This is a genomic window from Curvibacter gracilis ATCC BAA-807, assembly GCF_000518645.1.
In the GTDB taxonomy this organism is placed as follows: Bacteria; Pseudomonadota; Gammaproteobacteria; order Burkholderiales; family Burkholderiaceae_C; genus Curvibacter; species Curvibacter gracilis.
Map to the genome: position 1 here is coordinate 123,036 of NZ_JADZ01000005.1, position 24,716 is coordinate 147,751.

Genomic DNA, 24,716 nt, shown 5'->3' on the forward strand with positions numbered 1-24,716 from the left:
CACGCTCTGACGCCAAGAGGTTCTTCTCATGTACCTGCCCCCGCAATTCGCCAGTTCGGACCCGGCGCTGGCCCATGCGCTGATGCGCGAGCACCCGCTGGCCAGTCTGATCTCGAACGACGATGACGGCCTGCCCTATGTCACCCATCTGCCGCTGCATCTGGTGGCCGAGGGCGGGGCAGGGGGTGATGCAGAGGGGGGGCCGCGGTTGCTGGGCCACTGTGCCCGGGCCAACCCGCATTGGCGCTACCTGCAGCAGCGCCCGCGCGCGGTGGTCACCTTCATGGGGCCGCAGGCCTACCTGTCGCCTGCCGTCTACCCCGATCTGGCCCGGGTGCCCACCTGGAACTACCTGGCCGTGCACGCCACCGTGCAGGCCCGTCTGCTGGACGAGGCCGAGGCCAAGGACGCCTTGCTCAAGCACTTGATTGCCGATCACGAGCCGGCCTACGCCGACCAATGGCATGGGCTGGACGCCGATTGGCGCCAGGGCATGCTGCGCGGCATCGTGGCCTTCGAGCTCAGCGTCGAGGCGCTGCAGTGCAAGCTCAAGCTCAACCAGCACCGGCCCGAATCGCATGCCGCCATGCTCCAGGCCTACCGCAGCGCCGACAACGACGGCGCGCGGGGGCTGGCCGATTGGATGCAACGTCTGGGCCTGGTCCCACAGGAGGGTGTGTGATGCGCGGTGGAATCGGTTTGATCGGATTGGTGCTGGCCCTGGTCATCACGGGCCTGCTGGTGAAGCGGCAACTGGGCACAGCCGTGGCCACGCCCCCCTTGGTGCGGCCAGCGCTGCCCGGTGCAGCCGGGGCCCCACCGGCAGCTGTGCCCCTGAACCCGTTGCCCCAGCAGACCAAGGAGGCGGTCGACGCCCTGATGCAAAAGCCCCGGCCCATGCCGGAGGAGCCTTGAGGGCACCATGACGACCACCACGACCACCACCATCGACCCGGTGCTGCCTGACCCGCAGTCCACCCTCGACCACGCCTTCATGCAACTGGCCCTGGCCGAGGCCCGGCTGGCCGCGGCCGCGGGCGAGGTGCCGGTGGGCGCGGTGGTGGTCAAGGACGGGCGGGTGATCGGCCGGGGCCACAACCAGACCATTGCCCGCCACGACCCCAGCGCCCATGCCGAGATCGTGGCGCTGCGCGAGGCCGGCGCAGCGCTGGGCAATTACCGGCTCGACGGCTGCAGTCTGTACGTCACGCTGGAGCCCTGCGCCATGTGCAGCGGGGCCTTGCTGCAGGCCCGTCTGGCCCGGGTGGTGTTTGGTGCGGCCGAACCCAAGACCGGGGCGGCCGGCTCGGTGCTCAATCTGTTTGCCCAGGCCCGGCTCAACCACCAGACCACGGTGCAGGGCGGCGTGGCCGAACACGACTGCAGCGTGGCGCTGCAGCATTTCTTCCAGGCCCGGCGCACGGCCCAGCGCGAGCAGGCCCGGGCCGCCCACCCCTTGCGCGACGACGCCGTGCGCACGCCCGACAGCGCCTTTGCTGAGCTGCCGGGCTACCCCTGGGCGCCCCGTTACCTGAGCGATCTGCCCGCCCTGGCCGGCCTGCGCCTGCATTACCTCGACGAAGGGCCGGCGGACGCGCCCCTCACCTGGCTGTGCCTGCATGGCAACCCGGGCTGGAGCTACCTGTACCGCCACATGCTGCCGGTGTGGCTGGCGGCGGGCCACCGGGTGGTGGCCCCCGACATGCCCGGTTTCGGGCGCAGCGACAAGCCCAAGAAGCCGGCAGCCCACGGTTTCGAATGGCATCGGCAGGTGCTGCTGGAGCTGGTGCAGCGCCTGGATTTGCAGCGCGTGGTGCTGGTGGTGCAGGACTGGGGCGGCATCCTGGGCCTCACCCTGCCCATGGCCGAGCCGGCGCGCTACCAGGGCCTGCTGGCCATGAACACGCTGCTGGCCACCGGCGAAGAGCCCCTGTCCAAAGGCTTTCTGGCCTGGCGCGAGATGTGCCGCAGCAAACCGCTGTTCGATGTGGGGCGCCTGATGGCGCGTGCCGTGCCCAGCCTCAGCGCGGCGGAGTGTGCGGCCTACAACGCCCCGTTTCCCGATCGCGGGCACCGCGCGGCGCTGCAGGCCTTCCCGCCCATGGTGCCCGAGCACCCTGACGCCGCCGGGGCTGCGCTGTCGCGCCAGGCGCGCGATTTCTGGCAGCAGCAGTGGAGCGGCCGCAGCATGATGGTGGTGGGGGCGGCCGACCCGGTGCTGGGGTTGCCGGTGATGCAGCGCCTGCGCCAGCAGATACGCGGCTGCCCTGAACCCTGGGTGCTGCCCGAGGCCGGGCATTTTGTACAAGAGCACGGCGAGCCGATTGCCCGCCGGGCTGTGGAATACTTCAGGCCATGAACCCCGGTGGCTGCAGGCCACCGCCCAACCACGGAGCCGCGGCCCCAAGCCGGCGGACAAGCACTTTGTCAGAGCACGACGATCACGACCACGCCGCCTGCGGCCACGACCACGGCCCCAAGCACATCTACATCTTCTCGCCTTCGAGCGCGGTGCGCGACAAGGCGGCCTTCCGCCGTGGTGTGGCCCGGCTGCGTGCCATGGGGCATGAGGTGGAGATCGACCCCGACGCGCTGGCCAGCCACACGCGCTTCGCCGGCGATGACGAAACCCGGCTGGCCGCCATCAGCCGGGCGGCTGCCAGCGGGGCCGACATCGCCTTGATCTCGCGCGGCGGCTATGGCCTGACGCGCCTGCTGCCCCAGCTGCCTTACAAGGCGATTGCCAAGGCCATCGAGCGCGGCACCGAGTTTGTCGGCATCAGCGATTTCACCGCCTTCCAGAACGCCGTTCTGGCCAAGACGGGCGCCATCACCTGGGCTGGGCCGGCCCTGGGGGCCGACCTGGGCACCGAAGAAGAGCCCGACGACATCATGCTGGCCTGCCTGGACGACCTGTTCAGCGGCCATGGCGAGGGCGCTGGCTGGGAACTGCCTCGCCCGCGCAAGGGCACGGCTGCGGCCGCGGCAGCCCCTGTGCAAAAGCCCTTCACGGTCAAGCAAGGCACGCTGTGGGGTGGCAACCTGGCGGTGCTGTCCAGCCTGATCGGCACCCCCTACCTGCCCGACATCAAGGGCGGCGTGCTGTTCTTCGAGGACATCGGCGAACACCCTTATCGCCTGGAGCGCTTGCTCACGCAGTGGCTGCACGCCGGCCTGCTGGCCCGTCAGAAGGCCATCGTGCTGGGCCAGTTCAACGAATACAAGCTCACCGCCCACGACAAGGGCTTCAAGCTGGACTCGGTGGTGCAATGGCTGCGCAGCCAGCTCAAGGTGCCGGTGCTCACCGGGTTGCCACACGGCCACGTGCCCACCAAGGTGTTGCTGCCGGTGGGCGCTCCCGTGTCGCTGTCGGTGGACGAGCGTGATGCCTTGCTGTTCTGGGGCCATCTGCGCTGAAGTCGGGTCGTCTGGCCCGGCCAGCACCTCGGGGACAAGAGCGACCGACCGGGTCGGGCAGGGCGCTGCATAATCGCCGCTCGCTGCAGGGCCTGTCCTGCCAGTAGGAGACCAGGGTGAAGAACTACGCATCGCACTACATCAACGGCCAATGGGTGGCCGCACACAGCGCCGACCGCTTTCCGGTGCACGACTCGAGCACCGAAGAGGTGTTTGCCTGCGTGCCCGCTGGTGACGCCGATGAGGCCGCCAATGCGGTGCTTGCCGCCCGTGCGGCCTTCGAGGCCTGGGCCGCCACACCGGTGGAAACCCGGGCCGCTCTGCTCGACAAGGTGGCGGCCGGCCTCAAGGCCCGCACCGACGAACTGGCCCTGACCATCGCCCGCGAAGTGGGCATGCCGCTCAAGCTGGCCCGCGCCGTCCAGGTGGGCGGCCCGACCTGGGGCTGGGGCCATTTCGCCAAGGTGGCCCGGGGTTTCGAGTGGGAGCAACAGGTGGGCAACTCGCGCGTGCTGCGCGAGCCCATCGGCGTGGTGGCCTGCATCACGCCCTGGAACTTTCCGCTCAACCAGATCACGCTCAAGGTGGCGGCGGCACTCGCGGCCGGCTGCACGGTGGTGCTCAAGCCCAGCGAAATCGCCCCCGTGAACGCCATGATCCTGGCCGAGATCATCCATGAGGCGGGCTTCCCGCCTGGGGTGTTCAACCTGGTGAACGGGGCCGGCCCGGTGGTGGGCGAGGTGCTGGCCAGCCACCATGAGGTCGACATGGTGAGCTTCACCGGCTCCACCCGGGCCGGCAAGCGTGTGGCCGAGCTGGCGGCCCACAGCGTCAAGCGCGTGGCGCTGGAGCTGGGGGGCAAGTCGGCCAGCGTGGTGCTGCCCGATGCCGATTTTCCGGCCGCCATCAAGGGCAGCGTGTCGGCCTGCCTGCTCAACAGCGGGCAGACCTGTTCGGCCCACACCCGGCTGCTGGTGCCCGAAGATCGCTACGACGAGGTCAAGGCGCTGGCCCAGGCGGCGATCGCCCGTTTTGCCATCGGCCCCAGCCTGGACGAAGCCAGCAAGCTGGGCCCTTTGATCAGCGCGGCCCAGCGCGACCGGGTGCTGGGCTTCATCGAGCAGGACCTGCGCGAGGGCGCCGAGCTGGTGGCCGGCGGGCCGGAACGGCCGGCCTTCGACAAGGGGTATTTCGTTCAACCTACCATCCTGCGGGTGAAGCCTGGGGACACCCTGGCGCGTGAGGAGATCTTCGGCCCGGTGCTGGTCATCATCACCTACCGCGACGAAGAAGAAGCCATCCGCATTGCCAACGACACCCTCTATGGCCTGGGCGGCGGCGTCTGGAGTGCTGACGAGGCCCATGCCGTGGCCGTGGCCCGCCGCATCCGCACCGGGCAGATCGACATCAACGGGGGGCCTTTCAACCCCCAGGCCCCGTTCGGGGGTTACAAGCAATCGGGCAACGGGCGTGAGAACGGCATCTACGGCTTCGAGGAGTTCCTGGAGTACAAGTCGCTGCAGTTCCAGCCGGCTTGATGCCTGGGCCCCGTCTCTGACACCTTGCACGAAAGACCGCCATGACTGAAGACCGCCATGTTTACGAACCGGCCCAGGGCCATGGCCTGCCGCACGACCCCTTCAACGCCATCGTGGGGCCGCGCCCCATCGGCTGGATCTCCACCTGCTCGGCTGCCGGGGCGCTGAACCTGGCGCCGTACAGCTTTTTCAACGCCTTCAATTACGTGCCGCCCATCGTGGGCTTTGCCAGCATTGGCTACAAGGACACGGTGCGCAACATCGAGGAGACCGGCGAGTTCGTCTGGAACCTGGTGAACCGGCCGCTGGTCGAGCCCATGAACCAGAGCTGCGCCGCGGTGCCGCCCGAGGTCAGCGAGTTCGAACTCACGGGGCTGACGCCGCTGCCCTCGCGCCTGGTGAAACCGCCCCGGGTGGGCGAAAGCCCGGTCAACTTCGAATGCCGCCTCACCCAGTTGATCCAGCTCCAGACAGCGGCCCATGAGGCCGTGCCCACCTGGCTGGTGCTGGGCGAGGTGGTGGCGGTGCACATCGAGCGCAGCCTGCTGCGCGACGGCGTCTTTGACACGGCCGCAGCCGGCCCCGTGCTGCGCGGCGGCGGCCCGGCCGACTACTTCAGCGTCGGGCCTGAGCAGCTGTTCAAGCTGTACCGACCGCGCTGAGCGTGGGCGTGAACGTGGGCGCAGACGACGACACCCCTGGCCCGGCCCAGGCGGCCCCGGGTCCGCTGGTGCGCGAAGACGAGGTGGAGTTCACAGCCATCCGGGCCCAGGGCGCGGGCGGCCAGAACGTCAACAAGGTGTCCAGCGCGGTGCACCTGCGCTACAGCATTCCCGAGGCGTCACTGCCCGACGATCTGAAGGAGCGGCTGCTGGGGCTGCGCGACCACCGCATCACCGCCGACGGGGTGGTGGTGATCAAGGCCCAGACCCAGCGCAGCCAGGAGCAGAACCGCCTGGAGGCCTTGCAAAGACTGCAGGCCTTGATCGACTCGGTGGCGGTGCCCCCCAAGACGCGGCGTCCGACCAAGCCCACCCGTGGTTCACGACTGCGCCGCCTGCAAGACAAAAACCAGCGGGGCCTGGTCAAACAGCAGCGCAGCCGCCCACGCGATGAGGGCGGTGCCTGAGCCTGTTGCGCCGCTGCTGCAGCCCGCGCGCGGACAATCTGCAATTCGGAATCCGGCTTGACTGCCGTTGCCGGTTTGCATTTATCATTCGCGCAAGGGAGATGATATGAAACAAATTGTTCAATCCTTGCGCTCCAGCCAAGCCCAGCGACAGGGGCAGATCGCCCGCATCCTGATCGTGTTGGGTCTTTCCGCTGCCTGGGGGCACATGGCTGGCCATTCGATGGGCCTCAGCAACCAGAGTGCGTCTGCGCTCACCCCGATCAGCATTTTGGCGTTGGTCGCCGGTTTTGCACTGGCGGCCCTGACACGACAAGAGCTGAAGGCCTGCCTGGCCCAGCAACAGGCGGCCGCGGAAGACACCATGCACGTGTCGATTGCAACGCGCAGACTGCAATTGATTCACGGCAGCCGCACCGCCGACCCCCAACACTGAACAGAACCCTGCGCCCAGGCCAAGCCCCACGGGCTTGATGGGCTCGCCCGGCACGGCCTGGGTGCCTCGGGTGCTTCAACTGCGACACAATCGAGGGCTTGACGACGCATTTTTCGCGCGTGCTGCCCATGATCCCCATCAAAACCGAATCCGCCTGGCGCGGCACCTCCGACTGCCGTGCCTGCGCCGTGCGCGACATGGCGCTGTTTGCCGAACTCGATGAGCGCGACTTCGCTCAGATCCATGCCCCGATCGACGACCTCGAATACAAGACCGGCGAGTCCTTGTACTCGGAGGGGCAGGGTGCCCAGGGTGTTTTCACGCTGCGCAAAGGGCTGTTGAAACTGGTTCGGCTCACCTCCGACGGGCGCCAGCGCATCGTGCGCGTGGTGCGGCCCGGCGATGTCGCGGGGCTGGAGGCCTTGGTTACACGCCGTTACGACAGCGAAGCCGTGGCGCTCTCGGATGTGCTTGTGTGCCGGATACCGCTGACGGTCTTGCAGGGTCTGGCCACCCACAGCCCACGCCTGCATGGTGCCCTGATGGGCAAATGGCAAGGGGCCCTGAAAGCAGCGGACGATTGGTTGGCCGAACTCAATTTCGGCTCGGCCCGCCAGCGTGTCAGCCACCTGGTGCGCAAAATGCAGTCCGCTGAGCAGCCTGACGAGGTGCTGCTGTTCCGGCGCGAAGACATGGGGGCCATGCTGGACTTGAAGCTGGAGACGGTCAGCCGCGAGGTCAGCGCCCTGGTCCGCGACGGCATTCTCGAGCCCCTGGACCGGCTCGGGCGGCGCTACCGGTTGCTGGACGACACAGGCCTGCAGGCCCTGCAGCAGGGCGACTGAAGCCTGCGTGACCGGTTCAGTCCGCTTGCGGGGGCTTGACGATCAGCACCGGCACGGGTGATGCCTGCAGCAGGTCGTGCGACACCGACCCCTCCAGCACGGTGCGCAGCAGGCTCTTGCCGTGCCCACCCATCACCACCATGGCACAACGCTTGAGCTCGATCAGATCGAGCAGGGCCGGCACCGGGTCGCCCGTCACCACCTCGGTGTGGTGCGGTACACCGGCCGCATGCAGCAAGGCCTGGGCTTTTTCCAGGGCATGGCTGCCGGCCGCGGTGCTGATCTGCTCGATCACCTCGGGGTTGGGCGCCTTCACCAGCTCGTACAAGGTGGCAGGCGTTTGCACATTGGCCAGCAGCAGATGGGCCTGCAGGCCGTCGTGGGCCAATCGGATGGCAAAGCGGACGGCATCCAGAGACAAATCGGTTCCGTCGATGGGCACGAGGATGTGCATGAGGATTCCTTTCAACAACCGGCTGCCACGGTGTGGCAACCCTGTGAAATCAATATACCTCCGGCAGCAGACAGCTTGATGTCCATGGCCCCGGGTGGGGTGTTCCGTGGCGGCCTCTCTTGACGCAGGTCAGGACTTGCCCGCGCCTGTGCAGGCTCAGTGCAGGGGCTTGGCGTCGGGCCGCGTGCGGTAGAAGGTCAGTGGCTCGGCCTTGGCCTGGTTCAACACCGAGCGCTTGATCTTGCCCACCACGTGCATCTCACAGGGTTTGCAGTCAAAGCGCAGGGTGAGTTTCTCTTTGCCGTTGATCAGGGTGAGTGGCTCGGCCCGCACCGTGCCCTGCACGCCGGTCACGCCCTTGGCCTGCTTGGGGCACAGGCTCATCGAGAAGCGCACGCAGTGCTTGGTGATCATCAGCGACACCTCGCCTTCCTCTTCGTGGCTCTCGTAGGCGGCGGCGATCACCTTCACGCCGTGCCGGGCGTAAAAGGCCCGGGCCTTGTCATTGAAGACATTGGCCAGGTAGCTGAGGGTGTCTTCGGGGTAGTTCACCGGAGGCTGCACCGCCTGGCCCCGCTGGGGGCGCTGGTAGGCGGCTGCGCGGGCGGCCTCCAGCGCAGCGATGGCGTCGCGGCGCAGGGGGTTGAGCGCCGAGGCTGGCACAAACCAGGGCTGGCTCAGGGCCACATTCACATCGATGGGCTCGAACACCGTGGCGCCGAACTTGCCCAGGTGCTCGCGCAGGCTGGACTCGTTGCGCTGCGCGTCGCGGGCCAGCTCATGCGGGTGCTGCAGCCGGGCGCTGCCCTGGTGACCGTCTTCGTCGGTCAGCTGCAACTCAAACCCGTCAGCGGTGTCTTGCAGGGCGGCCCAGACGCCGATGCGGCGCTCGCTGGACTTCTTCTCCAGCAGCCGAACCCAGTCCATGTCGCGGTTGCGGTTGATCTCGGTGCCGCGGCGCAGGTCCTTGAAGCCCTCCATGGGGTCTTTGGGGAAGACGCGCCAATGCCCCACCTTGCCGGCCGAGGCCGGTTCGGCCCGGTTGATGGCCACACCGACCAGCTCTTTTTGCAGGTCGTAGTAGCACAGCCCGTCGCCGTTGTGCAGCACCGTGGCGGGGCTGCTGGTTTCCAGCTCGACCCAGTTGGGGCCCACCTGGGTCACCCAGCCGATGGCCTGGCCGGGGTTCTTGGGTGTGTCAAAGGCGCCGATGTCGTCCTTGCGCCCGTTGACGAAGTAGTCGGTGAACTCGCGGTTGAAGTTCTGGTTGGGGTCGGGGGTGAAGGTGAAGCGGGTGCGCCCGCTGGAGGCGCGCGCCAGCGGCGGGCGCGCGGGGTCATAGGAGCCCTCGCGTGACTCGATCACCTCGTCGATCAGCCGCCGGTAGTGCGCGGTGATGTTCTTCACATAGGCCATGTCCTTGTACCGGCCCTCGATCTTGAAGCTGCGCACGCCGGCATCGATCAAGGCCTCCAGGTTGTCGGACTGGTTGTTGTCCTTCATCGACAACACATGCTTGTCGTGCGCCACAAAACGCCCCTGGCTGTCGGTCACCTGGTAGGGCAGGCGGCAGGCCTGCGAACAGTCGCCCCGGTTGGCGCTGCGCCCGGTGTGCGCATGGCTGATGTAGCACTGGCCGCTGTAGGCCACGCACAGGGCGCCGTGCACAAAAAACTCCAGCTGGCAGCGGTTGGGGTCCAGGCCCTGGTGGATGTCGCGGATCTGCTCCAGCGTCAGCTCGCGGGCCAGCACGATCTGCGAGAAGCCCACGTCCTGCATGAAACGGGCTTTCTCCACACTGCGGATGTCGGTCTGGGTGCTGGCGTGGAGCTGGATCGGGGGCAGGTCGATCTCCAGCAAGCCCATGTCCTGCACGATCAGCACGTCAGCGCCGGCGTTGTAGACGTCCCAGGCCATCTGGCGTGCGGGCTCCAGTTCATCGTCGCGCAAGATGGTGTTGAGCGTGATGAAAATGCGGCTGCCAAAGCGGTGGGCGTGGCGGCACAGGCGCTCGATGTCGCGGATGTCGTTGCCGGCCGAGGCCCGGGCGCCAAAACCGGGGCCACCGATGTAGACGGCGTCGGCGCCATGGTTGATGGCTTCGATGCCGATGTCGGCATCGCGTGCCGGGGCCAGAAGCTCGATTTGGTGGCTGAGCAAAGACATGGGTGGGGTGTACCGACAACGGCCGGTCAGGCTGGACTGGAGGAGGGCGGATTTTAGCGGGCCCGCACGGCTTGCGCCTTTCGGGGCGTGCATCAGCCCCTCTACACTCGGGCGCATGAACAAGAATCCGGCCCGTTTTGACTCGATCGACGCCCTGCGGGCGCTGGCCATGCTGTGGATGACGGCCTATCACTTCTGCTTCGACCTCAACCACCTGGGCTGGCTGCACCAGAACTTCTTTCAGGACCCGTTCTGGACCGTGCAGCGCACCCTGATCGTCAGCCTGTTCCTGCTGTGCGCCGGCCTGGGGCAATCGGTGGCCCTGGCCCAGGGGCAGGGCTGGCCCCGGTTTTGGCGGCGCTGGGCCCAGGTGGCGGGCTGCGCCCTGGCGGTCAGCGCGGGTTCGTACCTGATGTTTCCCAACAGCTTCATCTACTTCGGCGTGCTGCATGGCCTGGCCGTGATGCTGGTCCTGGCCCGGCTCAGCGCCGGCTGGGGGCGCTGGCTGTGGCCCGCCGGCGCCCTGGCCCTGGCAGCGGCCTGGGCCGCGCCGATGCTGCACCAGGCCTGGCCGGCCCTGTCGGTGCTGGATGGGCCCGCCCTCAATTGGCTGGGTCTGATCGGCCACAAGCCGGTGACCGAAGACTATGTGCCGGTGCTGCCCTGGCTGGGCGTGATGTGGTGGGGTCTGGCGGTCGGGCAATGGTTGATGCGCGCACAGCCTGCCTGGCTGACCCGGCCTCTGCCGCTGTGGGGGCGTCGGCTGGCCCCCTTGGGCCGCATCAGCCTGAGTTGGTACATGCTGCACCAGCCCGTGCTGCTGGGTGCGCTGATGGCCTGGCGCTGGGCCTTTGGCCACTGACCAAGCACGAACAGGCAACAAAAAAGCGGCCTGAGCCGCTTTTTTGGGGAGGAGAACCAGGGTCTTACTCGACCTTGGCCTTGGCGCGCAGGTCTTCCTGGAACTTGGCCAGGCGTTGCTGCTGCAGTTGCTGGGCGATCTGCGGCTTGACTTCGTCGATCTTGGGCAGTTGGGCCTGACGCACGTCGTCCAGGCGGATCACGTGCCAGCCGAACTGGCTTTGCACCGGGGTGTCGGTGGTCTGGCCCTTGTTGAGCTTGATCAGGGCTTCGGTGAATTCCTTCACATAGCTGCCGGGGTTGGCCCAGTCCAGATCGCCACCCTTGGCGCCCGAACCCGGGTCCTTGGATTGCTTCTTGGCGATGTCTTCGAACTTGGCGCCCTTCTTCAGGCGGGCGATGATGTCCTTGGCTTCGCTTTCCTTCTCGACCAGGATGTGGCGGGCCTTGTATTCCTTGCCACCGTTGGCGGCGGCGAACTTGTCGTATTCAGCCTTGATTTCCTCGTCGGTGACGGGGTTCTTCTTCTGGAAGTCGGCGAACAGTTCGCGGATCAGGATGGTCTGACGGGCGAGTTCGATCTGGGTCTTGAAGTCTTCGGTGGCGTCCAGACCCAGCTTCTGGGCTTCCTGCATGAAGATTTCGCGGGCGATGACTTCGTCCTTGATCTGGCCTTCCAGTTCAGGGGTGACCGGGCGGCCGGAGCGGGCCACTTGCTGGGCCAGCGCGTCAGCACGGGCCTTGGGCACTGCCTTGCCATTCACGATGGCAATGTTTTGTGCCGAGACCGGCAGGGCCAGCGTGACGGCAATGGCAGCAGCAGCAATGCTGCCCAGAGACAGTTTCTTCATCCTTGTTCCTCAGAAAATCCGGAGATGTTGGGGCCTTGGGGCCTGATGGATAGACAAGCCTGGTGGGCGTTAAAGCAAATAAGGCGTTTAAAGCACTTCGATGGCGAGGGCATGCAGGCCCTGGTCCATGAAATCTCGCAGCGAATCATACACAAGCCTGTGCTGGGCCACGCGTGAACGGCCCGTAAACAAAGGCGAGCCGATGCGCACCCTGAAATGGGTGCCGGAGCCACTGCCGTTGGCGCCCGCATGACCGGCGTGGGCTGCGCTTTCATCCAGCACTTCGAGGGTGTGGGTCTGCAAGGCCACACGCAGGGTGTCGGCAATGGCCTGGGCGGTGATGGCCTGCGCGGTCATGAGGGGTCCTTGGCGTCGTCGGTCTTCATGTAGCGCGACAGCACCAGGGCTTGCGCGATCACAAACACAAACATCAGGCCCATGCCGCCGAACAGCTTGAAATTGACCCAGGTGTCGGTGTCATAGTTGAAGGCCACCCACAGGTTCAGGCAGCCCATCACGGCGAAAAAGCCCACCCAACTCCATTGGGTGAGGCGCCAGGCGTCTTCGGGCAGCTCCATCTGGGCCCCCATCAGGCTTTTGAGCAGGTTCTTCTTGAAGACCAGCTGGCCGATCAGCAGGGCCGAGCCCATCAGCCAGTACAGCACGGTGGGCTTCCACTTGATGAAGGTGTCGTTGTGCGAGATCAGCGTGGCACCACCGAACAGCACGATCACGCCCAGGCTGATCCACTGCATGGGCTCGACCTTGCCGGTCTTGTAGCGCAGGTAGCCGATCTGCAGGACGGTGGCCACGATGGCGATGGCCGTGGCCGCGTAGATGCCGGCGAACTTGAAAGCTGCGAAAAACAGCAGGATCGGGAAAAAGTCGAGAAGCAGCTTCATGCTTTGGGTTCGAAGTTGAGCGAGGCCGAGTTCATGCAATACCTCAGGCCGGTCGGGGCCGGGCCGTCTTCGAAGACATGGCCCAGATGAGCCCCGCATTGTGCACAAACTGTCTCGGTGCGGACCATGCCGTGGCTGCGGTCCACGATTTCACGGATGGCGCCGGGCAGTGCCGACTGCCAGAAGCTGGGCCAGCCGCAGCCCGCGTCGAACTTGGTGTCCGAGTCGAACAGCTTCTGGCCACAGCACATGCAGTGGTAGGTGCCGGGGGCCCAGTGGCTCTCGTACTTGCCTGTGAACGGCCGTTCCGTGGCCGCCCGGCGGGTGATCTGGAAGGCGCCCGGTTCGGCACCCTTGGCGGCCAGTTCGGCCTGCCATTCGGCATCGGTTTTTTGGATGAGGGTCATGATGAACAGCTGATGGAGATGGAAGAAGCCCAATCGGGCGGGAAGTCGGCATAGGCCTCGTGGCCGGGGTGTTCGTCAAACGGGTGCTCCAGCAGGCGCAGCAAGGTGCTCACCTCGGACATGTCGCCCGCCTGGGCCCGGTCGATGGCTTGCTGGCCCAGGTGGTTGCGCAGCACGAACTTGGGGTTGTTGCGCAGCATCAGGGCCGCATCGGGGGCGCCCCCTTCGGCCTGGGCACGCGCCAGGTAGCCCGGCAGCCAGTCGTCAAAGGCGCGCCGGTCCAGGAACAGATCACGCACGGCAGCATAGTCGGCGCTACCGGCGGCCCCACTCAGGCGCCGCCAGAAGATCGTGAAGTCGATGCGCTGCTGGGCCAGCAGGCGCAGCGTCGCGTCGATGCGTTCGCCGTCACCCGGCTGGGCCTGGTGCCAGCCCAGCTTGTCACGCAGCCGGGCCTCGAAGGCGGCCGGGAACACCGTTTTGTACGACTCCAGCGCCGCCAGCGCGTCGTCCTGCTCGCCGATCAGGGGCAGCAGGGCCTGGGCCAGGCAAAACAGGTTCCAGTAGGCGATGTTGGGTTGGCGCTGATGCGCGTAACGGCCCTGGCTGTCGCTGTGGTTGCAGATGTGACCGGGGTCGAAGGTGTCCAGGAACTGGAACGGCCCGTAGTCGATGGTCAGGCCCAGGATGCTCATGTTGTCGGTGTTCATCACACCGTGGCAGAAGCCCACCGACTGCCACTGCGCCATCAGGCGGGCCGAGCGTTCGCTGACCTGCTCCAGCAGCGCGGCGTAGGGCTTGCCGGGCCAGCGGGGGTGCTCGCGGCACTCAGGCATGAAGCGGTCGATGACATGGTCTGCCAGGCTGCGCAGGGCTGCCTGGTCATCGCGGGCCGCAAAGTGCTCGAAATGCCCAAAACGGATGAAGCTGGGCGCCGTGCGGGCCACCACGGCGGCGGTTTCGATGGTTTCACGCCGCACGGGGGCCGGCGAGCCCGTCACGCTCAAGGCGCGGGAGGTGGGGATGCCCAGGCCGTGCATGGCCTCGCTGCACAGGAATTCACGGATGCTGGAGCGCAGCACGGCCCGCCCGTCGCCCATGCGGGAGTAGGGCGTGCGGCCACTGCCCTTGAGCTGCAACTCGTCGCCCGAGGGGGTCTGGCCCAGCAGGATGGCGCGCCCGTCACCCAGCTGCCCGGCCCAGACGCCGAACTGGTGGCCGCTGTAGACGCTGGCCAGCGGCTTCATGCCGTCGAGCAACTGGTTGCCGGTGAGCACCTGCAGGGCTTCGTCCGAGTCCAGCCAGCCGGGGTTCAGGCCCAGGCTGCGGGCGGCGGCCTCGCTGCGCCCCACCCACACGGGCGCGGGCAGGGGGCTGGGGTTCAGGTGGGTGTAGAAGGCAGAGCCCAGGGCGGTGAAGCGGCTGGACCAGTCGTGGGCGGTGTCCGCAGGGGTGGGTGCGGGAGCAAGATCGGTCATGCCGGCATTGTCCTGCAGGGGCAAACGCCTGTGCGTTGCAGGGGCATGGCTCAAACCGTGGGCTGCGGGGGCAGGGCGGACGTGTCTGAAATGTCCTCTGCACCGGCCAGATAGCGCCCCAGGGCCGCGTCGCAGCGGATCAGCACCCGCCCATGGTCCATGGCGATGATGCCGCGCGTGGCCAGCTCGCGCAGCACCCGGTTCACGGTCTGGCGCGACAGGCCGACCAGCTTGCCCAGTTCCTCCTGGGTGACATACAGCTGGCGGGTGCTGCGCCAGAACAGGCGGCTCAGGTGCAGGGCCACGCGGTACTCCGGGCTGCGCATGCGCCCGGTTTCGATCAGGGTCATGGCCTGGCCCAGCCGCATGTTCAGGTGCTGGGCCAGGTATTGGTTGAAGCCCAGGCTGGTGGCGTGCAGGTGCTGAAAGCGCTCTTGCGGCAAGCACAGCAGCCAGGTGTCGCGCAAGGCCACCACGTTGTAGCGCCGCGGCTCGTTCTTGAGTGCCGAGCCTTCGCCAAACCACTCGCCGTCGGGCATGCCGATGAAAGCCGAGCGGCGCTGGCCCTGCGACTCGCTTTCCAGCAACACCAGCCCCGACAGCACGGCATACCAGCCATTGACCCGCTCCCCCTGCGGCAGCAGCACCTCGCCCTTGCGCGCCAGAAAGGTGTGGATGGAGGCCTGCAGCGCCTCCTGCTCGGCCGTGGGCAGGCCGCCATACCAGGGTTGGGCGGCCAGAAACTGCCGGGCCATGAGGTCGATACCGTGAAGCATGGCGCGATTGTGGGCCCTCTGACGACCCTTGGAAGGCGGGCCCGTTCATTCGGGTTTGCCCTAGGGGCCTGTCAATGGCACGACACGGTTTGTGCCCGCGGCGGCGTGGCCTGACAGTGCGCGCAGTAACCGAAGGGACATGCATGCGCCGTGGACCTCCACGGCAGTGCCAGAATCATTCTGAGGCGGCTGTGAATGGCCCTTGTGCCAGCGTTGACTCATGTCAACAGTGCGCAGTCCCGAAGGTTTAACTTGAACGACAGAAGCAACTTAAGGAGCCAACATGCTCGGTCTCATGCAGAGCCAACCCCTCTTGATTTCCACCCTGCTCGAGTTCGCGGATCGCCACCATGGTGATGGCGAAATCGTGTCGCGCCGGGTCGAGGGCGACATCCACCGCTACACCTACAAGGACCTCGCGACGCGCTCGCGCCAGGTGGCCAATGCGGTCGAAAAGCTGGGGCTGCAGTTCAGTGACCGCGTGGCCACCCTGGCCTGGAACGGTTACCGCCACCTGGAGCTGTATTACGGCGTGAGCGGCTCGGGCCGCGTGCTGCACACGGTCAACCCCCGCCTGCACCCCGACCAGATCGCCTGGATCATCAACCACGCCGACGACCAGGTGATGTGCTTCGACACCACCTTCCTGCCTCTGGTGCAGGCCGTGCATGCACGTTGCCCCGGCATCAAGCTGTGGGTGGCGCTGTGCGATGCCGACAAGCTGCCCGCTGACACTGGCGTGCCAGGCCTGGTCAGCTACGAGGCCTGGATCGGCGCCCAGAGCAGCGACTACCACTGGCCCGAGTTCGACGAGAACACCGCTTCGAGCATGTGCTACACCAGCGGCACCACCGGCAACCCCAAGGCGGCCCTGTACAGCCACCGCTCCAGCGTGCTGCACGCCTACGCCGCCTCGCTGCCCGATGTGATGTGCCTGTCGGCCCGTGATTCGGTCTTGCCCGTGGTGCCCATGTTCCACGTCAATGCCTGGGGGCTGCCGTATTCGGCGGCCCTCACCGGTTGCAAGCTGGTGTTTCCGGGCCCGGCGCTGGACGGCAAGTCGGTCTACGAACTGATCGAGGCCGAGGGCGTGACCTTTGCCGCGGGCGTGCCCACGGTGTGGCAGATGCTGCTGGGCCACATGAAGCCCGGCGGCCTGCGCTTCAGCAAGCTCAACCGCACCGTGATCGGCGGCTCGGCCTGCCCGCCGGCCATGATCAACGCCTTCCAGGACGAGTACGGCGTGGAGGTGCTGCACGCCTGGGGCATGACCGAGATGTCGCCCCTGGGCACCCTGTGCACGCTCAAGAACAAGCACCTGGGCCTGTCCAAGGAAGAGCAGATGAAGATCCGCATGAAGCAGGGGCGGGCGATCTTCGGGGTCGACATGAAGATCGTCGACGGGGATGGCGAAGAGCTGCCCTGGGACGGCCGAGCCTATGGCGACCTGCTGGTCAAGGGCCCCTGGATCCTGGGCGAGTACTACCGCAGCGAAGGCGCCAGCCCGCTGATCAAGGACAAGCAGGGCCGGGGCTGGTTCCCCACGGGCGACGTGGCCACCATCGATGCCGACGGTTTCATGCAGATCACCGACCGCAGCAAGGACGTGATCAAGTCGGGCGGTGAATGGATCAGCTCGATCGACATCGAGAACATCGCCATGGGCCACCCGGCCATCGCCATGGCGGCCTGCATCGGCATGCCGCACCCCAAGTGGGACGAGCGCCCGGTGGTCGCCGTGGTCAAGAAGCCCGGCGCCGAGGTGACGCGCGAGGAATTGCTGGCCTTCTACGAGGGCAAGACGGCGAAATGGCAGATCCCGGACGACGTCATTTTTGTCGAGGCCATCCCCATCGGGGCCACCGGCAAGATGCTGAAAACCCGGCTGCGCGACCAGCTCCAAGGCTACAAATTGCCCGGCCTGTGAGAGGGGCCATTTGAGCGGCGCAGGTGGCTGGCCGAATGGTTCAGTCGCCTGCGTGATAGATGCTAGGGGCATTCCCTGAGCGCTGCACTGCACAAAGACATTACGCTGAAAACATTCCAAACAGAACGGAGACAAAGCATGAAATTCGTGATGAAGACCGTGGTGGCCTCGACCCTGCTGGCCCTCGCCGGCGGCGCTTTTGCCCAACAGGGTGAAACCGTCAAGATCGCCTGGCTTGATCCGCTGTCGGGTCTGATGGCTGCCGTGGGCACCAACCAGCTCAAGAGCTTCCAGTTCCTGGCCGAAGAGTTCAACAAGAAGAATGCGGCCGGCGTGAAGTTCGAGATCATTGGCATCGACAACAAGCTCAGCCCCCAGGAAACCACCAGCGCCTTGCGCTCAGCCATCGACCAGGGCGCCCGCTATGTGACCCAGGGCAACGGCTCGGGCCCGGCCCTGGCCATCATCGATGCGCTGGAAAAGCACAACGCCCGCAACCCGGGCAAAGAGGTGCTGTACCTCAACTACGCAGCGGTCGACCCCGACCTGACCAACAGCAAGTGCAGCTACTGGCAGTACCGCTTTGACGCCGACACCTCGATGAAGATGGAGGCCCTGACCACCTGGATGAAGGACCAGGCCGACATCAAGAAGGTGTACCTGATCAACCAGAACTACTCGCACGGCCAGCAGGTCTCGAAGTTCGCCAAGGCCAACTTGGGCCGCAAGCGCCCTGACATCCAGATCGTCGGCGACGACCTGCACCCGCTGGCCCAGGTGCGCGACTTCTCGCCCTACATCGCCAAGATCAAGCAGTCGGGCGCCGACACCGTGATCACCGGCAACTGGGGCTCCGACCTGGCGCTGCTGATCAAGGCTGCCAACGATTCGGGCCTGAACAACGTCAAGTTCCTGACCTACTACGCCGTCACCTCGGGCACCCCGACCGCGATGGGGGCGGCCTCGGCCGGCAAGATCTACCAGGTCAGCTACGCCCACTACAACATGGGCGGCGAAATTCAGAAGCTGGCCGACCAGTTCAAGGCCAAGTTCAACGACGACCTTTACACCACCGACATCTACACCGTGTTCGTGGCCCTCACCGAGGCCTTCGCCAAGTCCAAGTCGACCGACCCGGTCAAGGTGGCCGCCACCCTGGAAGGCATGAAGTTCAAGAGCTTCAACGGTGAGGTTGAACTGCGCAAGACCGACCACCAACTGCAGCAGGGCCTGTACATCACCAAGTGGGAGAAGGCGGGCGGCAAGTACCCTTACTCGCCTGAAAACACCGGCTATACCCTGGTGCCCCTGAAGTTCTACGAACCCTATGTGGCCAGCACCCCGACTTCGTGTGAAATGAAGCGCCCCTGAGGCCTGGGCAGGCCTGATCTGCTCTTGCGAGGCCCGACGCCGCTCGGGCCTTTTTTTTGACCCTGATGCAAAAGACTTTCAATGAATCTTGAGTTTTTCACCATCTCCATGCTCAACGGCATCAGCTACGGGCTGCTGCTGTTCATGCTGAGCTCTGGGCTGACGCTCATTTTCAGCATGATGGGCGTTCTGAACTTCGCCCACACGAGCTTCTACATGCTGGGGGCGTACTTCGCCTACACCATCTCGAAGGCCATCGGCTTCTGGCCGGCGCTGTTCGTGGCCCCGCTCGCCGTGGGCGCGCTGGGCTCACTGTTTGAGCGCTACAGCCTGCGCCGGGTGCACAAGTTCGGTCACGTGCCTGAACTGCTGGTCACCTTCGGCCTGTCCTACCTGATCCTCGAAGTGGTGCAACTGGTCTGGGGCCGCTCCACCGTGCCTTACGGCCTGCCTGAGCAGCTGCAGGGCCCGCTGTTCACCCTGTACGGCACCCAGTTCCCCAAGTCGCGCAGCTTCATCATGCTGGTGGCGCTGCTGATGCTGGCCTCGGTCTGGCTGCTGCTGACCCGCACCCGCATCGGGCTGGTGATCCAGGCCGCACTGACCCATCCCGAGATGGCCGAGGCCCTGGGCCACAACGTGCCACGTGTCTTCATGCTGGTGTTCGGCGGCGGTGCGGCCCTGGCCGGGCTGGCGGGCGTGATCGGCGGCAACACCTATGTCACCGAACCGGCCATGGCCGGCTCGGTGGGCTCCATCATCTTCGTGGTGGTGGTGGTGGGCGGCATGGGCTCGCTGGCCGGGGCCTTCCTGGCCTCGCTGCTGATCGGCGTGCTGCAGACTTTTGCGGTGGCGCTGGACTATTCGATGCTCACCGCGCTGGCCGGCCTGGGCGTGCAGGTCAGCGAAAGCTCGGCCGCGTATTCCGTGCTCAAGCTCACCATCTCGCAAGTGGCGCCCATCCTGCCCTACCTGCTGCTGGTGCTGATGCTGATCTTCCGGCCCAAGGGCCTGCTGGGCAAACGGGAGGATTGATCCATGAGCTCCAACAACATCCAAAGCTACGGCTTCAAGCCCCTGAACCTGGGGCGCATCGTGATCTGGACCCTGTTCGCGCTGGCTCTGATCGTGGCCCCGCTGCTGTTCAAGAGCAGCCTGGCGCTGACCATGCTGTCGCAGATCGGCTACCTGATCATCATCTGCCTGAGCTACAACATGCTGCTCGGCCAAGGCGGCATGCTGAGCTTCGGCCACGCGGTCTACACCGGGCTGGGTTCGTTCATTGCCATCCACGCCATGAACATGGCCGGCAAGGGCATGAGCATCCCGGTGTCGCTGATCCCCATCGTGGGTGGCATGGCCGGCATGGGCTTTGCGGCCTTGCTCGGGTGGGTGACCACCAAGAAATCGGGCACCACCTTCGCCATGATCACCATGGGCGTGGGTGAGCTGGTGGCCTCCATGGCGCTGATGCTGCCCGACTTCTTTGGCGGCGAAGGCGGCATCACCACCAACCGGGTGTATGGCCAGAGCTTCATGGGCATCAGCTTCGGGCCGCAGATCCAGGTCTACTACCTGATCGCGTTCTACTGCTTTGTCTGCACGGCAGCGATGTTCGCCTTCACGGGCACCCCGCTGGGGCGCATCCTGAACGCGGTGCGCGACAACCCCGAGCGGGTCGAGTTCATCGGCTACAACACCCAGCGCGTGCGCTACTTCGCCTTCATCATCGCGGGCTTCTTTGCCGGCGTGGGCGGCGGTCTGGCCACCATCAACTTCGAGATCGTCACCGGGGCCGACAGCCTCAGCGTGATCCGCTCGGGCGGCTATCTGCTGTTCACCTTCCTCGGTGGGGCCACCTTCTTCTTCGGGCCCATCATCGGCGCGGTGTTGCTGGTGTTCGCCTCGGTGCTGTTGTCCGAGCTGAGCAAGGCCTGGCTGCTCTACCTGGGGCTGGTGTTCCTGTTCATGGTGATGTATGCGCCCGGCGGCATTGCCAGCCTGGTGATGCTGAATGTGCGCCTGGCCCGATTCGGCCGCCTCAAACCCCTGCTGAACTGCTACCTGGGCATGGCCCTGACCGGCTCGGTGGTGGTGCTGGGGGCGGCTTCGATGATCGAGATGCTCTACCACCTGCAACTCAACGCGGCCCTGGGCCCAGAGATGGAGTTCCTGCACCTGCGCGTGAACGCCGAGGCCACCGCCAGCTGGTTGTGTGCCGGGGCCGTGCTGGCCGTGGGCCTGGGCCTGTTCGAGCTGGTGCGGCGCCGCTTTGTGGCCCGCTGGCACCACATCCAGGAAGAAATCGAAAAAGAAATCAAGCGCACGGAGGCCCACTGAGCCATGACCGCCACTTCTGAATACGCCTTGGAGCTCAACGACCTGCGCAAGAGCTTCGGTCGCTCCGAAATCATCCGTGGTGCCAACCTCAAGGTGGCCCACGGCGAGCGGGTGGCCATCATCGGGCCGAACGGGGCCGGCAAGTCCACCCTGTTCAACCTCATCAGCGGCCGCTTCGCACCCACCAGTGGTGATGTGGTGCTCAACGGGCAGCGCATCAACGGGCTGCCGCCTTATGAGATCAACCGCCGCGGCCTGTCGCGCAGCTTCCAGATCACGAACATCTTTCCCAAGCTGAGCGTGTTCGAGAACCTGCGCTGCGGGGTGCTGTGGAGCCTGGGCTACAAGTACACCTTCTTGCGCTTCCTGTCGGGCCTGCACGACGCCAACGAGCGGGCCGAGGAGTTGATGCGCCAGATCCACCTCGACAAGAAGCGCGACGTGCTGGCCATGAACCTCACCTACGCCGAGCAGCGCGCCCTGGAGATCGGCATCACCATCGGCGGCGGCGCCAACGTGATCCTGCTCGACGAGCCCACGGCCGGCATGAGCCGCAGCGAGACCAAGCGCTTCATCAGCCTGATCCGCGAGGTGACGGTGGGCAAGACCCTGCTGACCGTGGAGCACGACATGGGGGTGGTGTTCGGCCTGGCCGACAAGATCGCCGTGGTGGTGTATGGCGAGGTGATCGCCTTTGACACCCCTGAAGCCGTGCGCGCCAACCAGCGCGTGCAAGAAGCCTATCTGGGCTCTGTGGTGGCCGAGAACCAGGCCGGAGGACATTGAGCATGCTGAAGGTAGAGAACCTGCACGCCTTCTACGGCAAAAGCCATGTGCTGCATGGCGTGCATTTCGATGTGCAGCCGGGCGAAATCGTGGCCCTGCTGGGGCGCAACGGCTCGGGCCGCTCGACCACGGCCAAGGCCGTCATGGGCCTGGTCAACTGGGAGGGCACGATCAACTGGAAAGGGCAGGCGCTCAACGGTCGCAAGGCCTACGAGATCGCCCACCTGGGCATCGGCTACGTGCCCGAGAACCGCGAGATCTTCCCCAAGCTCACGGTGCACCAGAACCTGCTGCTGGGCCGCAAGGGCAATGGCAAGGGCTCGCGCTGGTCGTTTGACGACATGTACGAGATGTTTCCACGCCTGAAGGAGCGTCAGCACACCGAGGCCGGCGTGATGTCGGGCGGTGAGCAGCAGATGCTGACACTGTGCCGCACCCTGATGGGTGACCCCGATCTGATCATCATCGACGAGCCCACCGAGGGCCTGGCCCCGAAGATCGTCGAATTGGTGGGCCAGTACCTGCAGAACCTCAAGGCGCGCGGCATTTCGGTGCTGCTGATCGAGCAGAAGCTGACCATCGCCATGTCGATCTCCGACCGGGCGCTGGTGATGGGCCACGGCAGCATCGTGTTCGAAGGCACGCCCGACCAATTGCGTGCCGATGCCGACGTGCGCAAGGAATGGCTGGAGGTCTGAGGCCCGAGCCCGGGTCTGTGTCAGGACTTGTGCAAAGGGCAGGGTGGCGGGCGGCCACCCTGCACCGAATCAGTTAGGGGTTTTCCCTTGGGAACCGGCCAAAACCGCCCATTTTGTCCCGGCTGGGACATCCCGGTCGTTGCGGTGCAACAAGCTTTCCCTAAAATCAAAATCGCACGATCGTTCTTTTTTATTCATCGAGGAACACCCGCATGACGGCAGAATACAAAGTCCATGGCGATATCGCCGTGATCACCCTGAACAACCCCCCGGTCAACGGCCTGGGCCTCGCGACCCGCCAGGGCATCGTGGCCGGTCTCGAACAAGCCAATGCCGATGCCGCCGTCAAGGCCATCGTGCTGACCGGCGCTGGCAAGGCCTTCTCGGGCGGCGCCGACATCAAGGAATTCGGCAGCCCCAAGGCGCTGCAAGAGCCGAACCTGCTGAGCGTGATCGGTGCCGTCGAGAAATCGGCCAAGCCGGTGGTCGCCGCGGTTCACAGCGTGGCCATGGGGGGCGGCCTGGAGCTGGCCCTGGGCGCGCACTACCGCATCGCGGCACCGGGCACCCAGGTGGCCCTGCCTGAGGTCAAGCTGGGCCTGATCCCGGGCGCCGGCGGCACACAGCGCCTGCCGCGCGTGCTGGGCGTCGAAACCGCCCTCAACCTGATCGTGAGCGGCGAGCCCGTCAAGAGCGAGCTGTTGGCCAGCCTGCCGGGCCAGAAGCTGTTCGACAAGCTGGCCGCCTCGGCCGAGTCGCTGCCCGAAGAAGCCCTGGCCCTGGCCCGCGAAGTGGCCGCCAAGCATGCGGCCGACGGCTCGGCCTTCCCGCTGGTGCGCAACCTGCCTTGCAAACACCCGCTGGGCGACGCCTACTTCCAGTTTGCCCGCAACATGGTCAAGGGCATGGCCAAGAACTACCCCGCCCCGGGCAAGTGTGTGGACGCCGTGCAGGCCGCCACCCAGAAGAAGTTCGATGACGGCATGGTGTTCGAGCGCGACCTCTTCATCAACCTGATGTGGACCCCCGAGTGCCGCGCCCTGCGCCACCTGTTCGTGGCCGAACGCGCTGCCTCCAAGATCCCCGACGTGGCAGACGACACCCCCAAGCGCGACATCCGCCAGGTGGGCGTGATCGGTGCCGGCACCATGGGTGGCGGCATCACCATGAACTTCCTGAACGCCGGCATCCCCGTGAAGATGCTGGAAATGAAGCAGGAAGCCCTGGACCGCGGCATCGCCACGATCCGCAAGAACTACGAAGCCCAGGTCAAGAAGGGCAAGCTCAAGCAGGACAAATACGAGCAGCGCATGAGCCTGCTGAGCACCACCCTGAGCTACGACGACCTGAAGGATGCCGACCTGATCATCGAGGCGGTGTTCGAGGAAATGGACGTCAAGGAAGCCGTGTTCAAGCAACTCGACGCCGTGGCCAAGCCCGGCGCCATCCTGGCCTCCAACACCTCGACGCTCGACGTCGACAAGATCGCCTCCTTCACCCAGCGTCCGCAAGACGTGGTGGGCATGCACTTCTTCAGCCCCGCCAACGTGATGAAGCTGCTCGAAGTGGTGCGTGGCAAGGCCACCGCCAAGGACGTGCTGGCCACCGTGATGGCCGTGGCCAAGAAGATCAAGAAGACCGCCGTGGTCTCGGGCGTGTGCGATGGTTTCATCGGCAACCGCATGATCGAGCAGTACAGCCGCCAGGCCGGTTTCCTGCTCGAAGAAGGCGCCACCCCGGCCCAGGTCGACAAGGCGGTCGAGAAGTTCGGCTTTGCCATGGGCCCGTTCCGCATGGGCGACCTGGCCGGCAACGACATCGGCTGGGCCATCCGCAAGCGCCGCTACACCGAGAAGCCCGACCTCAAATACAGCAAGACCGCCGACCTGCTGTGCGAACTGGGCCGCTATGGCCAGAAGACCGGTGCCGGCTGGTACGACTACGTGCCGGGCAAGCGCGACGCCATCCCCAGCCAGCTGGTGGTCGACATGATCGAGAAGCACCGCAAGGACCTGGGCATCACCCCGCGCAAGATCTCCGACGAAGAGATCGTGCAACGTCTGGTGTTCTCGCTGGTCAACGAAGCCGCCCACATTCTGGAAGAGGGCATTGCCAGCAAGGCCAGTGACATCGACATGGTGTACCTGACCGGCTATGGCTTCCCGATCTGGCGCGGTGGCCCGATGCACTATGCCGATCAGCTGGGCCTGTTCAACGTGGCCGAAGCCATGAAGCGCTTTGCCAAGAACCCGCTCGACGACGCCAAGTTCTGGCAGCCGGCCCCGCTGCTGGCCCGTCTGGTGGCCGAAGGCAAGACCTTCAACTGAGCGCGGC

Annotated in this window: 25 protein-coding genes; 17 read left to right on the forward strand and 8 right to left on the reverse strand. The window is 65.8% G+C overall.

The genetic code is table 11. The features are described 5' to 3' along the window. The first annotated feature begins 28 nt into the window (after nucleotides 1-28). The 9 genes from L880_RS0103360 (at nucleotide 29) to L880_RS0103400 (ending at nucleotide 7,365) form a co-directional block, all read left to right on the forward strand. The gene (locus L880_RS0103360) at nucleotides 29-682 is read left to right on the forward strand and encodes an FMN-binding negative transcriptional regulator (RefSeq protein WP_027474462.1); all 654 of its coding nucleotides are present in this window, start codon (nucleotides 29-31) and stop codon (nucleotides 680-682) included. Further along, nucleotides 682-915 carry a hypothetical protein gene (locus L880_RS0103365; RefSeq protein ID WP_027474463.1) on the forward strand — a complete coding sequence of 78 codons (234 nt, stop codon included), beginning with the start codon at nucleotides 682-684 and terminating at the stop codon, nucleotides 913-915. The genes L880_RS0103360 and L880_RS0103365 overlap by 1 nt, the downstream gene beginning before the upstream one ends. Before the next feature lie 7 nt (nucleotides 916-922). Further along, on the forward strand, nucleotides 923-2,359 hold the full coding sequence (tadA, locus tag L880_RS0103370) for a tRNA adenosine(34) deaminase TadA (RefSeq protein ID WP_051443026.1): 1,437 nt from the start codon (nucleotides 923-925) through the stop codon (nucleotides 2,357-2,359). Between the two features lie 65 nt (nucleotides 2,360-2,424). Next, complete coding sequence (locus L880_RS0103375) at nucleotides 2,425-3,417, forward strand: LD-carboxypeptidase (protein WP_027474465.1); 993 nt, start codon at nucleotides 2,425-2,427, stop codon at nucleotides 3,415-3,417. Nucleotides 3,418-3,533: 116 nt separating this feature from the next. Next, nucleotides 3,534-4,955, forward strand: coding sequence for an aldehyde dehydrogenase family protein (locus L880_RS0103380; protein WP_027474466.1), 1,422 nt, complete (start codon nucleotides 3,534-3,536; stop codon nucleotides 4,953-4,955). 41 nt (nucleotides 4,956-4,996) lie between these two features. Next, complete coding sequence (locus tag L880_RS0103385; RefSeq protein ID WP_027474467.1) at nucleotides 4,997-5,617, forward strand: flavin reductase family protein; 621 nt, start codon at nucleotides 4,997-4,999, stop codon at nucleotides 5,615-5,617. A gap of 14 nt (nucleotides 5,618-5,631) precedes the next feature. Continuing rightward, nucleotides 5,632-6,084 (forward strand): alternative ribosome rescue aminoacyl-tRNA hydrolase ArfB, encoded by a 453-nt coding sequence (arfB, locus tag L880_RS0103390; RefSeq protein WP_027474468.1) that lies wholly within the window; start codon nucleotides 5,632-5,634, stop codon nucleotides 6,082-6,084. Nucleotides 6,085-6,190: 106 nt separating this feature from the next. Further along, on the forward strand, nucleotides 6,191-6,520 hold the full coding sequence (locus L880_RS0103395; RefSeq protein ID WP_157462559.1) for a hypothetical protein: 330 nt from the start codon (nucleotides 6,191-6,193) through the stop codon (nucleotides 6,518-6,520). A gap of 98 nt (nucleotides 6,521-6,618) precedes the next feature. Continuing rightward, on the forward strand, nucleotides 6,619-7,365 hold the full coding sequence (locus L880_RS0103400; protein WP_245614914.1) for a Crp/Fnr family transcriptional regulator: 747 nt from the start codon (nucleotides 6,619-6,621) through the stop codon (nucleotides 7,363-7,365). Between the two features lie 16 nt (nucleotides 7,366-7,381). On the opposite strand, the gene L880_RS0103405 is transcribed toward L880_RS0103400, so the two are convergent. Then, nucleotides 7,382-7,819: a universal stress protein gene (locus L880_RS0103405; RefSeq protein ID WP_027474471.1), complete on the reverse strand. Its 438-nt coding sequence runs from the start codon at nucleotides 7,817-7,819 to the stop codon at nucleotides 7,382-7,384. A gap of 156 nt (nucleotides 7,820-7,975) precedes the next feature. Then, nucleotides 7,976-9,985, reverse strand: a complete 2,010-nt coding sequence (locus L880_RS0103410; RefSeq protein WP_027474472.1) for a peptidase U32 family protein — start codon at nucleotides 9,983-9,985, stop codon at nucleotides 7,976-7,978. Nucleotides 9,986-10,100: 115 nt separating this feature from the next. Between L880_RS0103410 and L880_RS0103415 the strand changes: the two genes are divergently transcribed. After that, nucleotides 10,101-10,847 (forward strand): acetyltransferase domain-containing protein, encoded by a 747-nt coding sequence (locus tag L880_RS0103415; RefSeq protein ID WP_027474473.1) that lies wholly within the window; start codon nucleotides 10,101-10,103, stop codon nucleotides 10,845-10,847. 64 nt (nucleotides 10,848-10,911) lie between these two features. On the opposite strand, the gene L880_RS0103420 is transcribed toward L880_RS0103415, so the two are convergent. The 6 genes from L880_RS0103420 to L880_RS0103445 form a co-directional block, all read right to left on the reverse strand. Then, nucleotides 10,912-11,697 carry a peptidylprolyl isomerase gene (locus L880_RS0103420; protein WP_027474474.1) on the reverse strand — a complete coding sequence of 262 codons (786 nt, stop codon included), beginning with the start codon at nucleotides 11,695-11,697 and terminating at the stop codon, nucleotides 10,912-10,914. Between the two features lie 87 nt (nucleotides 11,698-11,784). Beyond that, nucleotides 11,785-12,054: a BolA family protein gene (locus L880_RS0103425; RefSeq protein WP_027474475.1), complete on the reverse strand. Its 270-nt coding sequence runs from the start codon at nucleotides 12,052-12,054 to the stop codon at nucleotides 11,785-11,787. Next, nucleotides 12,051-12,599, reverse strand: a complete 549-nt coding sequence (locus L880_RS0103430) for a septation protein A (protein ID WP_027474476.1) — start codon at nucleotides 12,597-12,599, stop codon at nucleotides 12,051-12,053. The genes L880_RS0103425 and L880_RS0103430 overlap by 4 nt, the downstream gene beginning before the upstream one ends. Further along, nucleotides 12,596-13,006 carry a peptide-methionine (R)-S-oxide reductase MsrB gene (gene msrB, locus L880_RS0103435; RefSeq protein WP_019575520.1) on the reverse strand — a complete coding sequence of 137 codons (411 nt, stop codon included), beginning with the start codon at nucleotides 13,004-13,006 and terminating at the stop codon, nucleotides 12,596-12,598. Before msrB ends, L880_RS0103430 begins: the two co-directional genes overlap by 4 nt. Beyond that, nucleotides 13,003-14,484, reverse strand: coding sequence for a protein adenylyltransferase SelO (locus tag L880_RS0103440; protein ID WP_027474477.1), 1,482 nt, complete (start codon nucleotides 14,482-14,484; stop codon nucleotides 13,003-13,005). The genes msrB and L880_RS0103440 overlap by 4 nt, the downstream gene beginning before the upstream one ends. Before the next feature lie 50 nt (nucleotides 14,485-14,534). Beyond that, on the reverse strand, nucleotides 14,535-15,260 hold the full coding sequence (locus L880_RS0103445) for a Crp/Fnr family transcriptional regulator (RefSeq protein ID WP_051443027.1): 726 nt from the start codon (nucleotides 15,258-15,260) through the stop codon (nucleotides 14,535-14,537). Nucleotides 15,261-15,543: 283 nt separating this feature from the next. Here L880_RS0103445 and L880_RS0103450 point away from each other — a divergent pair, with 283 nt between their 5' ends. The 7 genes from L880_RS0103450 (at nucleotide 15,544) to L880_RS0103480 (ending at nucleotide 24,709) form a co-directional block, all read left to right on the forward strand. Beyond that, on the forward strand, nucleotides 15,544-17,187 hold the full coding sequence (locus L880_RS0103450; RefSeq protein WP_027474479.1) for a 3-(methylthio)propionyl-CoA ligase: 1,644 nt from the start codon (nucleotides 15,544-15,546) through the stop codon (nucleotides 17,185-17,187). Nucleotides 17,188-17,325: 138 nt separating this feature from the next. Further along, entirely contained in the window at nucleotides 17,326-18,558 is a 1,233-nt protein-coding gene (locus L880_RS0103455; RefSeq protein WP_027474480.1) for a branched-chain amino acid ABC transporter substrate-binding protein, read from the forward strand. An 81-nt stretch (nucleotides 18,559-18,639) separates the two neighbouring features. Next, nucleotides 18,640-19,593 (forward strand): branched-chain amino acid ABC transporter permease, encoded by a 954-nt coding sequence (locus L880_RS0103460; RefSeq protein ID WP_027474481.1) that lies wholly within the window; start codon nucleotides 18,640-18,642, stop codon nucleotides 19,591-19,593. A 3-nt stretch (nucleotides 19,594-19,596) separates the two neighbouring features. Continuing rightward, nucleotides 19,597-20,898, forward strand: a complete 1,302-nt coding sequence (locus L880_RS0103465; protein ID WP_027474482.1) for a branched-chain amino acid ABC transporter permease — start codon at nucleotides 19,597-19,599, stop codon at nucleotides 20,896-20,898. A gap of 3 nt (nucleotides 20,899-20,901) precedes the next feature. Then, a complete protein-coding gene (locus L880_RS0103470; protein ID WP_019575513.1) occupies nucleotides 20,902-21,684 on the forward strand; it encodes an ABC transporter ATP-binding protein in 783 nt (260 codons plus the stop codon). 2 nt (nucleotides 21,685-21,686) lie between these two features. Continuing rightward, a complete protein-coding gene (locus L880_RS0103475) occupies nucleotides 21,687-22,382 on the forward strand; it encodes an ABC transporter ATP-binding protein (protein WP_019575512.1) in 696 nt (231 codons plus the stop codon). A gap of 212 nt (nucleotides 22,383-22,594) precedes the next feature. Then, nucleotides 22,595-24,709, forward strand: coding sequence for a 3-hydroxyacyl-CoA dehydrogenase NAD-binding domain-containing protein (locus L880_RS0103480; RefSeq protein WP_027474483.1), 2,115 nt, complete (start codon nucleotides 22,595-22,597; stop codon nucleotides 24,707-24,709). The last annotated feature ends 7 nt before the right edge of the window (nucleotides 24,710-24,716 follow it).

Bases quoted from the DNA above. Each gene is read 5' to 3' on its own strand.
- L880_RS0103440 (WP_027474477.1), bottom strand. From the start codon at position 14,484: ATGACCGATCTTGCTCCCGCACCCACCCCTGCGGACACCGCCCACGAC.
- L880_RS0103460 (WP_027474481.1), top strand. From the start codon at position 18,640: ATGAATCTTGAGTTTTTCACCATCTCCATGCTCAACGGCATCAGCTAC.
- L880_RS0103475 (WP_019575512.1), top strand. From the start codon at position 21,687: ATGCTGAAGGTAGAGAACCTGCACGCCTTCTACGGCAAAAGCCATGTG.
- L880_RS0103425 (WP_027474475.1), bottom strand. From the start codon at position 12,054: ATGACCGCGCAGGCCATCACCGCCCAGGCCATTGCCGACACCCTGCGT.
- L880_RS0103395 (WP_157462559.1), top strand. From the start codon at position 6,191: ATGAAACAAATTGTTCAATCCTTGCGCTCCAGCCAAGCCCAGCGACAG.
- L880_RS0103360 (WP_027474462.1), top strand. From the start codon at position 29: ATGTACCTGCCCCCGCAATTCGCCAGTTCGGACCCGGCGCTGGCCCAT.
- L880_RS0103385 (WP_027474467.1), top strand. From the start codon at position 4,997: ATGACTGAAGACCGCCATGTTTACGAACCGGCCCAGGGCCATGGCCTG.
- tadA (WP_051443026.1), top strand. From the start codon at position 923: ATGACGACCACCACGACCACCACCATCGACCCGGTGCTGCCTGACCCG.
- L880_RS0103455 (WP_027474480.1), top strand. From the start codon at position 17,326: ATGAAATTCGTGATGAAGACCGTGGTGGCCTCGACCCTGCTGGCCCTC.
- L880_RS0103465 (WP_027474482.1), top strand. From the start codon at position 19,597: ATGAGCTCCAACAACATCCAAAGCTACGGCTTCAAGCCCCTGAACCTG.
- L880_RS0103415 (WP_027474473.1), top strand. From the start codon at position 10,101: ATGAACAAGAATCCGGCCCGTTTTGACTCGATCGACGCCCTGCGGGCG.
- L880_RS0103420 (WP_027474474.1), bottom strand. From the start codon at position 11,697: ATGAAGAAACTGTCTCTGGGCAGCATTGCTGCTGCTGCCATTGCCGTC.
- msrB (WP_019575520.1), bottom strand. From the start codon at position 13,006: ATGACCCTCATCCAAAAAACCGATGCCGAATGGCAGGCCGAACTGGCC.
- L880_RS0103470 (WP_019575513.1), top strand. From the start codon at position 20,902: ATGACCGCCACTTCTGAATACGCCTTGGAGCTCAACGACCTGCGCAAG.
- L880_RS0103430 (WP_027474476.1), bottom strand. From the start codon at position 12,599: ATGAAGCTGCTTCTCGACTTTTTCCCGATCCTGCTGTTTTTCGCAGCT.
- L880_RS0103445 (WP_051443027.1), bottom strand. From the start codon at position 15,260: ATGCTTCACGGTATCGACCTCATGGCCCGGCAGTTTCTGGCCGCCCAA.
- L880_RS0103480 (WP_027474483.1), top strand. From the start codon at position 22,595: ATGACGGCAGAATACAAAGTCCATGGCGATATCGCCGTGATCACCCTG.
- L880_RS0103405 (WP_027474471.1), bottom strand. From the start codon at position 7,819: ATGCACATCCTCGTGCCCATCGACGGAACCGATTTGTCTCTGGATGCC.
- L880_RS0103365 (WP_027474463.1), top strand. From the start codon at position 682: ATGCGCGGTGGAATCGGTTTGATCGGATTGGTGCTGGCCCTGGTCATC.
- L880_RS0103410 (WP_027474472.1), bottom strand. From the start codon at position 9,985: ATGTCTTTGCTCAGCCACCAAATCGAGCTTCTGGCCCCGGCACGCGAT.
- L880_RS0103450 (WP_027474479.1), top strand. From the start codon at position 15,544: ATGCTCGGTCTCATGCAGAGCCAACCCCTCTTGATTTCCACCCTGCTC.